Here is a 14,805-nt window from a genome sequence, read left to right as displayed (position 1 = left end):
TTAAATTATGTAATTATTAGTTCAAGTGCCAGATATCTTCGTTGTACTGAGCGATTGTACGGTCAGATGAGAAGAATCCTGCTTTAGAAATGTTAACGATGACTTTATCCAACCATGCGTCACGGTCTTCGTAGTCAGCAAGCATTTGCTCTTTCACTTTGATGTAATCTTCCAAGTCAAGAAGAGTCATGAACCAGTCTTTGTTGATCAATTCGTTGTAAAGACGTTCCAAGCGTTCTTTCTTACCTACTGCAAGAACAGCATCGCTCACGATGAAGTCAACCAATGGTTTGATAGCTTTACGAGCGTAGAATTCGCTTGATTTGTAAGCTGCTTTTGCGTAAAGATCGATAACAGTTTCTGAATCTTCACCGAAGATGTAGATGTTTTCGTCGCCAACCAATTCAGCGATTTCCACGTTAGCTCCGTCCATAGTACCAAGAGTCAAAGCTCCATTCAACATGAATTTCATGTTACCAGTACCTGAAGCTTCTTTAGAAGCAAGTGAGATTTGTTCTGAGATGTCACATGCTGGGATAAGGAAGCTTGCCGCAGTAACGTTGTAGTTTTCAACCATTACGACTTGCAAGTGTGGAGCTACAGCTGGGTCGTTAGCAATCACTTCTGACAAGCAAAGGATCAAGTGAATGATGTCTTGGGCAATTGTGTAGGCAGGAGCTGCTTTACCACCAAAGAAGACTGTGATTGGACGAGCAGGGATGTTACCAGCCTTGATATCAAGGTATTTGTGGATCACATACAAAGCGTTCATTTGTTGGCGTTTGTACTCGTGAAGACGTTTGATTTGGATATCAAAGATAGAGTTTGTATTGATTTCCACACCTTGGTGTTCTTTCAAGTGACGAGCCAATTTACGTTTGTTGTGAGCCTTGATGCTTTCCAATTTTTCTTTGACAGCAGCCTTGTCTTCGTATGACAAGAGTTTTTCAAGCTCATCTGCTTCATGGTGCCAACCACGGCCAATAATCTCATCCAAGTAGTGAGACAAGCTTGGGTTAGCATGCATGAGCCAACGACGGAATGTGATACCGTTTGTTTTGTTATTGAATTTTTCTGGGTAGATGTCGTAGAAGGCTTTCAACTCAGAGTTCTTCAAGATCTCAGTGTGAAGAGCCGCAACCCCGTTTACGCTGTATCCGTAGTGGATATCCATGTGAGCCATGTGAACACGTCCGCTCTCGTCGATGATTTGAACAGCTGGATCTTTGTATTCTGCCTTCACACGGCGGTCCAATTCTTCGATGATTGGTACCAAGTGAGGAACCACTTCTTCCAAGAATTCAAGAGGCCATTTTTCAAGGGCTTCAGCAAGGATTGTGTGGTTAGTGTAGGCAGTCATGCTACGAACGATAGAGATTGCTTCATCAAGTTCGATACCACGCGCAGTCAAGAGACGGATCAATTCAGGGATCACCATTGATGGGTGAGTATCGTTGATTTGTACAACTGCATAGTCTGCAAGGTCATGCAAGTTGCTTCCTTTCTCGATTGCTTCGTCGATGATTAATTGTGCACCGTTTGAAACCATGAAGTATTGTTGGAAGATACGGAGCAATTCACCTTGCTTGTCGCTATCGTCTGGGTAAAGGAAGAGAGTCAAGTTGCGAGCGATATCTGTCTTGTCAAAGTTGATACCATCTTCGATGATAGAAGAATCAACTGAATCCAAGTCAAACAAACGCAAGCGGTTTTTAGTAGCTGTCTTGTAACCAGGTACATCGATATCGTAAAGAGTAGATGTCAATGTGAAGTGTGCAAATGGCACTTGGTAGCTACGGCTTGAGCGTACCAACCAGTTTTGCTCTGTCAACCAAGCGTTAGGAATTGTTTCTTGTTGGTTGTTTTTAAGAACTTGTTGGAAAAGACCAAAGTGGTAGTTCAATCCAACACCATCACCATTCAAACCAAGTGTAGCGATTGAGTCGATAAAGCAGGCTGCCAAACGTCCCAAACCACCGTTACCAAGCGATGGTTCCAATTCTACTTCTTCGATTTCGATCAACTCTTTACCTGCAGCAGCAAGTTCTTTTTTCACATCGTCGTAAAGACCAAGGTTAATCAAGTTGTTTGACAAGAGTTTACCGATCAAGAACTCAGCTGAGATGTAGTAAACTTTTTTCTTACCAGTGTTGACTGGCTTTTGGCTACTAGCAAGCTTGCTGTAGTTGAGAAGAGCAAGGTAAAGCTCTTCATTGCTACATTCTGCAATAGTTTTATTGTAACGTTTTTGTACAAATTCGTTTAATGGTAACATGTTTATGTGTCTCCTGATATTGTCTTATTTCTTTAATTCTACCAAATTTTCATTAATTCGGCGATAAATTGTAGTCAAGTCAAGCAAAGTTTCTTCAACAGCTGGTGTCAATTGATCTGCTGTCATACGCCATGACCAGTTTCCGCCAAGAGTAGATGGGAAGTTCATACGAGCTGACTCATCTAGTTCTAGCAAGTCTTGCATGGTTGCAATAGCCATGAAGCTAACGGATGAAAATACTGTGCGAAGCATTGCGTGTGGCACTGTTTCGTACTCTTTACGGTTCGTGTAACGAGCCATGTATTCACGAGTTGGATCGTCAATCTCATTACGGTACCAACCAAGGACTGTATTGTTATCGTGTGTTCCTGTGTACATAACAGAGTTGGCAGGTGCCAAGTGCGGGCTATCGATACTTTCGTCTTCTGGGTTGAAGGCGAATTGAAGAATCTTCATTCCTGGGAAGCCAGTGCGTTCACGCAATTCGATGACTTCATCTGTCATGAAACCAAGGTCTTCTGCGATGATGTTTAAGTCACCAAGTTCTTTCTTAACGGCTGCAAAGAGTTTGTAGCCAGGACCTTTCACCCATTTACCAGGTGCCGCTGTATCGGAACCAGCAGGAATTTCCCAGTAAGATTCGAAACCACGGAAATGGTCGATACGAACGATATCATAGATCTTGAAGCTTTCGCGCAAGCGTTCAACCCACCATTTGTAACCGTCTTTGTCCATCGCTTCCCAGTCATAGATTGGGTTCCCCCAAAGCTGACCAGTGGCAGAAAACTCATCTGGTGGGCATCCTGCGATGCAAGTTGCTTTACCATTGGCATCTGTCTTGAAGAGATGTGGATTTGCCCACATGTCGCTTGAATCTTCCGCTACGTAGATAGGCATGTCACCAACGATTTCGATGTGGTTGTCGTTAGCGTAGGCTTTCAATTTCAACCATTGTTGGAAGAAGAAGTATTGAGTCACACGATGGTAAATCAACTTGTCTGCCAATTTCTCACGGTAGCTTTCAAGTGCTGAAGCTTTACGGGCACGAGCATCTGCATCTGGCCATTCTGTCCAAGCAAGATTGTCAAAATGCTCTTTGATCGCCATATATTCTGCAAAGAGTTCAAGCCATGATTGGTTGTCTTGAGCAAACTTCTCAAAGTCTTTGACATCACCCACTTCCAAGAAACGTTTAACTGCTTTTTCTAAAAGCGGACGACGTGCGTAATAAATCTTCGCATAGTCAACTTCAGATGCATCGCTACCAAAGTCAACACCTTCAAGGTCACTAGCTTCGAGCAAGCCTTGTTCTACCAAGATATCAAGGTCGATAAAATGCGTATTTCCAGCAAAGGCTGAGAATGATTGGTATGGAGAATCTCCATAGCTTGTTGTCCCAAGAGGGAGGATTTGCCAGTAACGTTGCTTCGTACGAACCAAGAAGTCAACGAAATCATAGGCAGTCTGACCAAATGAACCAATCCCGTATGCTCCTGGTAGAGAAGAGATGTGCATCAACACACCACTTTGACGTTTTTTCATAATAGCACCTCATGTGTTTGTTATAAAACGTTGCGCAATCAAGGCGCAAACGTTTGCGTTAAGTTAAGTATAGCGCATTTTAAACACAAATGCAAGCGTTTTTAAAAAATTTTTTTGAATTATTTTAATCAACCAAAACTTGTTCCCACTGATATTTTATGAAATGAGCGAAAAATTTTTTAAAAATTTTCTAATTTAAGATAATTCATTCCAAACTTCTGCTCTATTTTCTGAAAAATCGAGCCAAATTTACGCAATCGTTTCCCTAATATATTTTCAATTCAAGAAAAACAAATATTTTAAGTTCTTTCTTATATAAGGGCTTTAACAAATGTTTGAAACCTTAAAATTTTTTTAAAATTTTTTCTAAAAATACTTGCAACCGTTTTCCGTTTGTGCTATACTAGGCACATAAAAGAAAACGTTTGCGTTTTCTCATTAAATTATTTTTGTTATTCTTTAGGAGGAATACACTATGTCATCTAAATTCATGAAGAGCGCTGCTGTGCTCGGAACTGCTACTCTTGCTAGCTTGCTTTTGGTAGCTTGCGGAAGCAAAACTGCTGATAAAGCTGCTGATACTAGCTCATCTGAAGCAAAAGAAATCACTCTTTACGTTGAAGACCAATACAAAGCCTACGCTGAAAAAGTTGCTGCAGCTTATGAAAAAGAATCAGGAACAAAAGTTAACATCAAATCTGGTGACCAAATGGGTGGTCTTGACAAACTTTCTCTTGACAACCAATCAGGTCAAGCTGCTGACGTTATGATGGCACCATACGACCGCGTAGGTAGCCTTGGTACTGACGGACAACTTTCAGAAGTGAAATTGAGCGACGGCGCTAAAACAGATGATAAAACTAAATCTCTTGTAACAGCTGCTGACGGTAAAGTCTATGGTGCTCCAGCTGTTATCGAATCACTCGTTTTGTACTATAACAAAGATTTGCTTAAAGAAGCTCCTAAAACATTTGCTGATTTGGAAAACCTTGCTAAAGACAGCAAATACGCTTTCGCTGGTGAAGATGGCAAAACCACTGCATTCCTAGCCGACTGGACAAACTTCTACTACGCATACGGACTCCTTGCTGGTAATGGCGGTTATGTATTTGGCCAAAACGGTAAAGATCCTAAAGATATCGGACTTGCAAACGAAGGTTCAATTACAGCTATCAACTATGCTAAATCTTGGTATGAAAAATGGCCTAAAGGTATGCAAGATACTGAAGGAGCTCCAAACTTAATCCAAACTCAATTCCAAGAAGGTAAAACTGCTGCTATCATTGACGGCCCTTGGAAAGCTCAAGCATTCAAAGATGCTAAAGTAAACTACGGTGTTGCGACTATCCCAACTCTTCCAAACGGAAAAGACTACTCAGCATTCGGTGGTGGTAAAGCTTGGATCATCCCATCAAGCACTAAGAATCTTGAAGCTGCACAAAAATTTGTAGACTTCCTTGTATCAACTGAACAACAAAAAGCGTTCTACGACACTACAAACGAAATCCCAGCTAATACTGAAGCTCGTACTTATGCTGAAGGCAAAAAAGATGAGTTGACAACAGCCGTGATTGAACAGTTCAAGAACGCTCAACCAATGCCAAACATCTCACAAATGTCAGCTGTTTGGGACCCAGCTAAAACAATGCTCTTTGAAGCTGTAAGTGGTAAGAAAGATGCGAAAACAGCTGCTAACGATGCTGTAACATTGATCAAGGAAACAATCAAACAAAAATTTGGTGAATAATTGATTTGTTCAAGGGGGGTGGAAGCAAAATCCCCCTTTGAATGTATAGATACGCCTATTATCATACGCACGTATCTTACGATCGAATCCGAGTTTTATCTCGCATCCTATGAAAGGAGTAATCATGGAAAAACAACAGCCTCGCAAAGCAGCCTTGCTGTCAATCATTCCTGGTTTAGGACAAATTTATAACAAACAAAAAGCTAAAGGATTTATTTTTCTTGGTGTTACCGTTTTATTTGTTCTGTATTTTCTAACACTTGCAAGCCCTGAATTGAGCAATTTGATCACACTTGGTGACAAACCTGGTCGTGATAATTCACTTTTCATGCTGATTCGTGGTGCCTTCCATTTAATCTTTGTAGTCGTTTACCTGCTCTTTTATATCTTTAATATCAAGGACGCACATACGACTGCTAAACGTATCAACAACGGTATTCCTGTAGCTCGTACCTTCAAGGATATGATTAAAGGCATTTATGAGAATGGATTCCCATACCTTTTGATTATCCCATCGTATGTAGCGATGACATTTGCAATTATCTTCCCAGTTATCGTAACCTTGATGATTGCCTTTACCAACTATGACTTCCAACACTTGCCACCAAACAAATTGTTGGACTGGGTTGGTTTGACTAACTTCACAAACATCTGGAGCTTAAGTACCTTCCGTTCAGCCTTTGGTTCCGTTCTTTCTTGGACCATCATCTGGGCCTTGTCTGCTTCTACTTTGCAGATTGTGATTGGTATCTTCACCGCTATCATTGCTAACCAACCATTTATCAAAGGAAAACGTATCTTTGGTGTTATTTTCCTTCTTCCTTGGGCTGTTCCAGCCTTCATCACTATCTTGACATTCTCAAATATGTTTAACGATAGTGTTGGTGCCATCAATACGCAAGTCTTGCCTCTTTTGTCTAAGGTCCTTCCTTTCCTAGATGGAGCTCTTATCCCTTGGAAAACAAATCCAACTTGGACTAAGATTGCATTGATTATGATGCAGGGTTGGCTGGGATTCCCATACATCTACGTTTTGACCTTGGGTATCTTGCAGTCTATTCCTAACGACCTCTACGAAGCGGCTTACATCGATGGTGCCAATGCTTGGCAAAAATTCCGCAACATCACTTTCCCTATGATTTTAGCTGTTGCAGCTCCAACATTGATCAGCCAATACACCTTCAACTTTAACAACTTCTCTATCATGTACCTCTTCAACGGCGGAGGTCCTGGTAGCGTTGGTGGCGGAGCCGGTTCAACTGATATCTTGATCTCATGGATTTACCGTTTGACAACAGGTACATCTCCTCAATACTCAATGGCGGCAGCTGTTACCTTGATCATCTCTATCATTGTCATCTCAATCTCTATGATCGCATTCAAGAAACTACACGCATTTGATATGGAGGACGTCTAAGATGAATAACTCAATCAAACTCAAACGTAGACTGACTCAAACCCTCACTTACCTCTACTTGATTGGCCTATCAATTGTCATTATCTATCCACTTTTGATTACCATCATGTCAGCCTTTAAAGCAGGTAACGTCGCAGCCTTTAAACTAGATACTAACATCGACTTCAATTTTGATAACTTTAAAGGACTCTTTACTGAAACCTTATACGGTACTTGGTATCTCAATACCTTGATTATCGCCTTGATTACCATGGTTGTTCAAACAAGTATCATCGTACTTGCTGGTTATGCTTACAGCCGTTACAACTTCTTGGCTCGTAAACAAAGTTTGGTCTTCTTCTTGATCATCCAAATGGTGCCAACTATGGCCGCCTTGACTGCCTTCTTCGTTATGGCACTTATGTTGAACGCCCTTAACCACAGCTGGTTCCTCATCTTCCTCTACGTCGGTGGAGGTATTCCGATGAATGCTTGGCTCATGAAAGGTTACTTTGATACCGTGCCAATGTCTCTTGACGAATCTGCGAAACTAGATGGTGCAGGACACTTCCGTCGCTTCTGGCAAATTGTTCTCCCACTTGTTCGCCCAATGGTAGCTGTACAAGCTCTCTGGGCCTTCATGGGGCCTTTCGGAGACTACATCCTCTCTAGTTTCTTGCTTCGTGAGAAAGAATACTTTACTGTTGCCGTCGGTCTCCAAACCTTCGTTAGCAATGTGAAAAACATGAAGATCGCCTACTTCTCAGCAGGTGCTATCCTCATCGCGCTTCCAATCTGTATTCTCTTCTTCTTCCTACAAAAGAACTTTGTTTCAGGACTTACAAGTGGTGGCGACAAGGGATAATCTATCCCCGCCACCCTTTTTCATTTTGGATCTTGTTTCTAAAGTTGAAAGATTAGACTCAAGACGACAAATAGTAATAAGAGCCGCTTTTCAATAAGCACTTTATCTACTAGACTTGAAATAAAGTACATTTCTCTATATAATATTACTCATATAGAAAACACTTTTAGAAAGATGCCTATGCTTCCATATCCATTCTCGTATTTTACTAGTATCTGGGGATTTCGTAAGCCCCTGTCAAAACGTTTCGGACTCAACTGGTTTCAACTCCTCTTTACTAGCATTTTCCTCATCAGCTTGTCTATGGTTCCAATTGCCATTCAAAACAGCTCACAGGAAACGTATCCATTGGATACGTTTATAGATAATGTCTACACACCCCTGACAGATGAAGCTATCATGGACTTGTCAGAGAATACGCAGATAGTAGATGGAAAACTGAGCTATTCTGGGACTAAAAATCAGCAAGCTTCCCTTCTGATTGGACCAAGCCCAAGCAAGGAATTGCCAAAGGATTTGCAACTTCATTTTGATACCGAAGAACTCGTCATCAGCAAGGAAAGCAAGGAACTGACCCGCATTCGCTACCACGTCATTCAAACGGAGAGTTTCCAGAGTAAGGAAACTTTAACTCAGGCTATTTCTAAAGACTGGTACCAGCAGAACCGTGTCTATATCAGTCTCTTTCTCGTCCTTGGTGCTAGCTTCCTCTTTGGATTGAATTTCTTCATTGTCTCTCTTGGAGCTAGTCTTCTCCTTTATATCACCAAAAAATCACGCCTCTTTTCATTTAGAAGCTTTAAAGAGTGCTACCATTTTATCTTGAACTGTTTAGGATTGCCAACTTTGATTACGCTTGTTTTGGGACTTTTTGGCCAAAATATGTCAACCCTTATCACTGTACAAAACATTCTTTTTGTTCTTTATCTGGTCACTATTTTTTACAAAACACATTTCCGTGATCCAGATTATCATAAATAGGAGATTTTTATGCCCGTTACGATTAAAGATGTGGCCAAGGCTGCAGGTGTCTCACCTTCAACCGTAACCCGCGTTATTCAAAACAAATCAACCATTAGTGATGAAACAAAAAAACGAGTTCGCAAGGCTATGAAGGAACTCAATTACCATCCCAATCTCAATGCTCGTAGTTTGGTGAGTAGCTATACTCAGGTTATCGGTCTGGTATTGCCTGACGACTCAGATGCCTTCTACCAAAATCCTTTCTTCCCATCTGTCCTACGAGGGATCGCCCAAGTCGCATCTGAAAACCACTATGCTATTCAGATTGCGACTGGTAAAGATGAGAAGGAGCGTCTCAATGCCATTTCTCAAATGGTCTATGGGAAACGTGTCGATGGTCTAATCTTCCTCTACGCTCAGGAAGAAGATCCACTAGTGAAGCTCGTAGCGGAAGAACAGTTTCCTTTCCTCATCCTCGGAAAATCTCTCTCACCCTTTATCCCACTTGTCGACAATGATAATGTCCAAGCCGGTTTTGATGCAACTGAGTATTTCATCAAAAAGGGCTGTAGCAGAATTGCCTTTATCGGAGGAACCAAGAAACTTTTCGTTACACAAGACCGTCTAAAAGGTTACGAATTGGCACTCAAACAACACCAACTTTCGATTGATACGAACCTGACTTACTTTGCAAATGAATTTCTAGAAGAAAAGGGGTATCAATTCAGCAAACTCCTGTTTAAGCATGATCCGCAGATTGATGCCATCATCACAACCGACAGCCTTTTGGCTGAAGGGGTTTGTGACTACATCAGTAAGCATCAGTTAACTGTTCCTGTCTTGAGTTTCGACTCTGTCAATCCTCGACTCGACCTAGTAGCCTATGTTGATATCAATAGTCTTGAACTTGGACGAACATCATTTGAAACAATTTTGCAGATTATCAATGACGCGAAAAATAATAGACAGATTTGTTACCGTCAGTTGATTGCTCACAAAATTATCGAAAAATAAAGACCAGCTCCGAATAATTCAAATATCGCCCTATAAGTTAGGTGAAGAAAATATAACTTATAGGGCGATATTTGAATATTGAAAGACATATACAAAATTATACTACTAAAAATCATTCCCAAGCTGATAATTGATATAAATACTCTAATTATGAACATTATTTTTTAACGGGCATTGTGAAGTTATGGTATAATTAGTTATATAAATTTTTGAGAGGCAAATTATGACAAACGATGTGATTCAAAAGGTTAGAATTGATAGTCTCGATGTTGAGAATCCTTTTTTTAATTCTTTAAGAGCTGACTATCCCGGATTCAATTCATGGCTTAGTAGAAAAGGCGGAGAAGACGCCTATGTTTTGGTGGATAACAATCAATTACTGGGCTTTTTGTATCTTAAAGATGAAAAGGAGGCTGATGACAGTATTACTCCTTCTTTTGATATGCGACGCCGTTTGAAAATTGGAACCTTTAAAATTGATTCTCATGGCACTGTTCTTGGACAGCGTTTCTTAAGCATTATCTTAAGAAAAATGTTGAATGATGGTCATGATTTTACTTATGTTACTTTGTTTCCTAGACAGACAGGTTTAATTAATCTTTTTGAGAAATTTGGTTTTCGTCAATGGGGAACAAAGAATAATGGAGAGTTAGTTTATTTTAAAGATTTAGCAGTCCTTAATGATATCTATAAAGATTTTCCTCGTTTGTCACTTCAATGTCCTACTAAAAAATATTTGCTTTCTATATTTCCTCAGTATCATACAAAGATGTTCCCAGAGTCTCAATTACGTACTGAGAGACATCACTATGTTGAAGACTTATCCGTAACAAATTCTAGTGAAAAGATTTATATTAGTGCTGCTAGACAGGTTCTTGAAATGCGACCTGGGGACCATATTGTTATATATAGAACAGCAGAAGGGGACATACCTGCAGAATTTAGCTCCGTTGCTTCAACAATATGTACTGTTAGCGAGATTAGGCAGATAACAGATTTTGAAAATTTTGATAAATTCCAAGAATATTGTGGTAAAGGGACAATTTTTAGTCAAGAAGAACTGCAAAAGTTTTGGTATAATCAATATCCTAAATATATTATAAAAATGCTTTATAATATCTCTTTGAACAAAAGAATTATTCGGAGAGACTTAAGAGATATCGTTGGGATTAATGCTCAACGATGGACTTGTGTAGAGTTATCGGATAATCAATTTAGAGATATTTTAGAAATGGGTGAGATAAATGAAAGCTTTATTATCAATTAAACCAGAGTTCGTAGAAGAAATTATAGAGGGGAGGAAAAAATTTGAATATCGAAAGAAAGTTTTTAAGCGTTCGGACATTTCCTCTATTGTTGTTTACGCAACGAAGCCATATGGTAAAGTAGTTGGAGAATTCGAAATTGAAACTATTTTAGAAGAAAATATTGATAAATTATGGAGTGATACTAAGCACCTATCTGGTATTTCAGAAGAATTTTTCTATGAGTATTTTAAAGATAGAGATAGTGGTTTTGCTATTCAGATTAAAAAATTTAAAGAATATAATAAACATCTCGAACTATCAGAATTTGATTCTACAATAAAAGCGGCACCTCAATCTTTTTGTTATATAAGGAGGTACTAGTTTGGAATATATTTTATTAGTAGGTGTCCATGGTGTTGGTAAAACAACTTTGTTAGAAAATCTAAAAAAGGATATGCAATTTGTTGCCTTATCAATCAGCGACCTAATTCGTCAAGCAGGAAATAAAATACAGTCTTTCGATAAGTTTACAAAAAATATTACTAACAATCAAGAACTGTGGAAACAAGAATTAGCGACCTATCCATTTAAGGATAATGATGTTGTAATATTGGATGGACATTTTACACTTTTAAATCATTCGAAGGAAATCGTCAAATTACCTTTTTCTACTTTTGATGGTTTGGAAATCAGTAAAATTATATTGAAGAAAGAGCATCCTGTCGTTATTCGAGAGAGATTAGAGCAAAGGGATAATCAGTACTGGAAACAAGAATTGATTGAGTCTTTTCAAGACAGTGAGGAAAATCAAGCTTTGGAATTCTCTCGTTTAAAAAATATTCCCATTTTTATTTATGATAATGATTCGAAATTAGACGAACTCAAAAATCTATTAAATGGCTAGAAATGAATTTTGAAATATGAACAGCACCCCATAAGTTGAACAAAAATCTAACTTATGGGGCGCTGTTCTATATTGCTGTCTTGCATGTCTAATTGTCTGTTTCTACGAATCGTCCTAGGATGTGGACATTTTCAGATACAGAGACGAAGGCTGTCGGATCGACTTGTTTCATGATGTGTTTAAAATCATTAAACTCTGCTCGCGTGATAACAGTAATCAAGACTGCTTTTCTTTCATGATTATAAGTCCCTTCTGCATCGTGGATCATGGTAGCGCCTCGGTGCAATTTTTTATGGATTTTTTCGATTACCTTGTCAGGATTACTGGTCACAATCATAGCCTGCATCCGTTTTTGCTTGGTAAAGACCGCATCTGTCACACGACTGGATACAAAAATGGTAATCATGGAGTAGAGGGCGTATTTCCAACCGAAGGTCAACCCAGCAATCAACATGATGGTCCCATTGACCAAGAAAGAAATACTACCGACATTTTTCCCCGTTTTCTTGCGAATGGTGAGGCTGACAATATCTGTACCTCCACTGGAAATACTATTGCGCAAAGCAAAGCCGATTCCCAAGCCCATGACAACACCCCCAAAAAGGGCATTGATGATGGGATCCTCTGTCAGCGTCACAACGGGCACAAACTGGATAAAAAGGGAACTCATGGATACCGTGATAAAGGTAAAGACCGTAAACTTATGTCCAATCTGATACCAAGCCAAAATCATCAACGGAAAATTGATAGCATAAAAGGTTAGCGATATCGGAATGTAAAAACCAAACCAGTGATGACTCAAGGCAGAGATAATCTGTGCCAGACCCGTCGCGCCACTGGAGTAAACGTGTCCTGGTTGAAAAAAGAAATTGACTGCTACTGCTGACAAAAAGCCATAAACCAGAGAAGCCGATACTTTCTCATCATATTTTTCCCGAGAGATACTTTGTAAAACTCGTAAGATTTTTATCTGATAAGCAAAGCGGCGCAGATAATAGCGCCACCGCTTAATTCGTTTTGCTTGTTTCATCTTCTTCTACTTGTAAGCTGAGTTCCTTCAGTTGTTTGAGAGCGACTGTTGATGGAGCTTGAGTCATTGGATCAGTCGCCTTGTTATTCTTAGGAAAGGCAATGACTTCACGGATATTTTCTTCTCCTGCTAAGAGCATCACAAAGCGGTCAAGACCGATAGCCAAACCACCATGTGGTGGGAAACCATAATCCATAGCTTCCAATAGGAAACCAAACTGGTCATTTGCTTCTTCAACTGAGAAACCAAGAGCCTTGAACATGCGTTCTTGAAGGTCTTTTTGGTTGATACGAAGGCTACCACCACCAAGCTCATAACCGTTCAAGACAATATCGTAAGCAATGGCACGAACCTTAGCCAAATCACCTTCTAATTCGTGAGCTGTTTCTTCCTGTGGAAGGGTAAATGGATGGTGGGCGCTCATGTAGCGGCCTTCTTCTTCAGACCATTCAAACATTGGCCAATCAACCACCCAAAGGAAGTTGAACTTATCATTATCAATCAAGCCAAGCTCTTTGGCGATACGGCCACGAAGGGAGCCAAGGGTTGCATTAGCTACCTCAAGCGTATCCGCCACAAAGAGAACTAAATCCTTGTCTTCAAGGCCGAGTGCTGCAGTCAATTCTGCTTGGATACCAGTCAAGAATTTGGCAACTGGTCCGTTTAATTCTCCATCAACCACCTTGACCCAAGCAAGACCTTTGGCACCGTACTGCTTGGCTACTTCAGTCATCTTGTCGATGTCTTTACGTGAGTAGTTATCTGCTGCTCCTTTAACCACAATGGCTTTTACAGTAGGTGCTTCTGAGAAGACTTTAAAATCAACACCCTTGACAACTTCTGTCAAGTCCTGAAGCAACATATCAAAACGAGTATCTGGTTTGTCAGAACCGTAAAGAGCCATCGCGTCATCATACTTCATACGAGGGAATGGAAGCGTCACGTCAATGCCTTTGGTTTCTTTCATCACGCGCGCAATCAAGCCTTCTGTAATATCTTGGATTTCTTGCTCCGTAAGGAAGGATGTTTCCAAGTCGACCTGAGTAAACTCAGGCTGACGATCGCCACGCAAGTCTTCGTCACGGAAACATTTGACGATTTGGTAATAACGGTCAAAACCAGCATTCATCAAGAGCTGTTTAGTAATTTGTGGACTTTGAGGAAGCGCGTAGAAATGCCCTTTATTGACACGAGATGGCACCAAATAGTCACGCGCCCCTTCTGGCGTTGATTTAGAAAGGAATGGCGTCTCCACATCGATAAACTCCAACTCATCCAAGTAGTTGCGGATAGAGTGAGTCACCTTGGCACGAAGCTTAAGGTTTTCCAACATCTCTGGACGGCGAAGGTCAAGGTAACGGTAACGCAAACGCGTATCGTCATTGGCCTCAATCCCATCCTTAATCTCAAATGGTGTTGTTTTAGCTGTATTAAGCACTGTCAATGCTGTCACGTTTAACTCAACTGCACCAGTCGGCAATTTATCATTTGCCTGTTCACGCGCAGCGACTTGTCCAGTCACCTCAATGACAAATTCGCTACGAAGACTTTCAGCCGTTGCCATGACCTCTGCAGATACTTTTTCAGGGTTGATAACCAACTGCATGATCCCTTCACGGTCACGAAGGTCGATAAAGATCAAACCACCCAAGTCACGACGACGCCCAACCCATCCTTTCAAGGTCATTTCTTGTCCGATGTGTTCCTCACGAACACGACCAGCATACATACTACGTTTCATTGTTTCTCTCCTCTTTTATTCTGTTACTATTTTACCATAAAAGCGCAGGCTCTTCATGAAAATCAGCAGAAAAGTTTGATT

General features: G+C 40.3%; 12 protein-coding genes. 8 read left to right on the top strand and 4 right to left on the bottom strand.

From position 1 onward, the window contains the following. Positions 1–16 precede the first annotated feature (16 nt). Positions 17–2,275, bottom strand: coding sequence for a glycogen/starch/alpha-glucan family phosphorylase (gene glgP, locus GOM48_RS00660; protein WP_235097744.1), 2,259 nt, complete (start codon positions 2,273–2,275; stop codon positions 17–19). 24 nt (positions 2,276–2,299) lie between these two features. After that, positions 2,300–3,817, bottom strand: a complete 1,518-nt coding sequence (gene malQ, locus GOM48_RS00655) for a 4-alpha-glucanotransferase (protein WP_235097742.1) — start codon at positions 3,815–3,817, stop codon at positions 2,300–2,302. Between the two features lie 475 nt (positions 3,818–4,292). Here malQ and GOM48_RS00650 point away from each other — a divergent pair, with 475 nt between their 5' ends. From GOM48_RS00650 to GOM48_RS00615, 8 genes are all read left to right on the top strand, one after another. Further along, positions 4,293–5,564, top strand: coding sequence for an extracellular solute-binding protein (locus GOM48_RS00650; RefSeq protein WP_084973527.1), 1,272 nt, complete (start codon positions 4,293–4,295; stop codon positions 5,562–5,564). 124 nt (positions 5,565–5,688) lie between these two features. Then, positions 5,689–6,981 carry a sugar ABC transporter permease gene (locus tag GOM48_RS00645; protein WP_235097740.1) on the top strand — a complete coding sequence of 431 codons (1,293 nt, stop codon included), beginning with the start codon at positions 5,689–5,691 and terminating at the stop codon, positions 6,979–6,981. A 1-nt stretch (position 6,982) separates the two neighbouring features. Beyond that, entirely contained in the window at positions 6,983–7,825 is an 843-nt protein-coding gene (locus tag GOM48_RS00640) for a sugar ABC transporter permease (RefSeq protein ID WP_001065641.1), read from the top strand. 180 nt (positions 7,826–8,005) lie between these two features. Continuing rightward, entirely contained in the window at positions 8,006–8,806 is an 801-nt protein-coding gene (locus GOM48_RS00635; protein ID WP_235097738.1) for a DUF1189 domain-containing protein, read from the top strand. Between the two features lie 9 nt (positions 8,807–8,815). Further along, positions 8,816–9,802 (top strand): LacI family DNA-binding transcriptional regulator, encoded by a 987-nt coding sequence (locus GOM48_RS00630; protein ID WP_084925290.1) that lies wholly within the window; start codon positions 8,816–8,818, stop codon positions 9,800–9,802. 223 nt (positions 9,803–10,025) lie between these two features. Further along, a complete protein-coding gene (locus GOM48_RS00625) occupies positions 10,026–11,069 on the top strand; it encodes a hypothetical protein (RefSeq protein ID WP_235097737.1) in 1,044 nt (347 codons plus the stop codon). Then, positions 11,047–11,430 (top strand): ASCH domain-containing protein, encoded by a 384-nt coding sequence (locus GOM48_RS00620; protein WP_235097735.1) that lies wholly within the window; start codon positions 11,047–11,049, stop codon positions 11,428–11,430. Before GOM48_RS00625 ends, GOM48_RS00620 begins: the two co-directional genes overlap by 23 nt. Before the next feature lies 1 nt (position 11,431). Then, complete coding sequence (locus tag GOM48_RS00615; RefSeq protein ID WP_235097733.1) at positions 11,432–11,953, top strand: ATP-binding protein; 522 nt, start codon at positions 11,432–11,434, stop codon at positions 11,951–11,953. An 88-nt stretch (positions 11,954–12,041) separates the two neighbouring features. On the opposite strand, the gene GOM48_RS00610 is transcribed toward GOM48_RS00615, so the two are convergent. Then, on the bottom strand, positions 12,042–12,983 hold the full coding sequence (locus GOM48_RS00610; protein ID WP_235097731.1) for a YitT family protein: 942 nt from the start codon (positions 12,981–12,983) through the stop codon (positions 12,042–12,044). After that, positions 12,961–14,724: an aspartate--tRNA ligase gene (gene aspS / locus GOM48_RS00605; RefSeq protein WP_235097729.1), complete on the bottom strand. Its 1,764-nt coding sequence runs from the start codon at positions 14,722–14,724 to the stop codon at positions 12,961–12,963. The genes GOM48_RS00610 and aspS overlap by 23 nt, the downstream gene beginning before the upstream one ends. Between the last annotated feature and the right edge of the window lie 81 nt (positions 14,725–14,805).

This window comes from Streptococcus oralis (genome assembly GCF_021497885.1).
Lineage (GTDB): Bacteria > Bacillota > Bacilli > Lactobacillales > Streptococcaceae > Streptococcus > Streptococcus oralis_BQ.
This window is presented reverse-complemented; position numbering and strand designations above follow the sequence as displayed.

Coding starts and splice junctions, on each gene's coding strand:
- GOM48_RS00625 (WP_235097737.1), top strand. CDS start 10,026: ATGACAAACGATGTGATTCAAAAGGTTAGAATTGATAGTCTCGATGTT.
- GOM48_RS00610 (WP_235097731.1), bottom strand. CDS start 12,983: ATGAAACAAGCAAAACGAATTAAGCGGTGGCGCTATTATCTGCGCCGC.
- GOM48_RS00635 (WP_235097738.1), top strand. CDS start 8,006: ATGCTTCCATATCCATTCTCGTATTTTACTAGTATCTGGGGATTTCGT.
- GOM48_RS00640 (WP_001065641.1), top strand. CDS start 6,983: ATGAATAACTCAATCAAACTCAAACGTAGACTGACTCAAACCCTCACT.
- GOM48_RS00620 (WP_235097735.1), top strand. CDS start 11,047: ATGAAAGCTTTATTATCAATTAAACCAGAGTTCGTAGAAGAAATTATA.
- malQ (WP_235097742.1), bottom strand. CDS start 3,817: ATGAAAAAACGTCAAAGTGGTGTGTTGATGCACATCTCTTCTCTACCA.
- aspS (WP_235097729.1), bottom strand. CDS start 14,724: ATGAAACGTAGTATGTATGCTGGTCGTGTTCGTGAGGAACACATCGGA.
- GOM48_RS00650 (WP_084973527.1), top strand. CDS start 4,293: ATGTCATCTAAATTCATGAAGAGCGCTGCTGTGCTCGGAACTGCTACT.
- GOM48_RS00630 (WP_084925290.1), top strand. CDS start 8,816: ATGCCCGTTACGATTAAAGATGTGGCCAAGGCTGCAGGTGTCTCACCT.
- GOM48_RS00645 (WP_235097740.1), top strand. CDS start 5,689: ATGGAAAAACAACAGCCTCGCAAAGCAGCCTTGCTGTCAATCATTCCT.
- glgP (WP_235097744.1), bottom strand. CDS start 2,275: ATGTTACCATTAAACGAATTTGTACAAAAACGTTACAATAAAACTATT.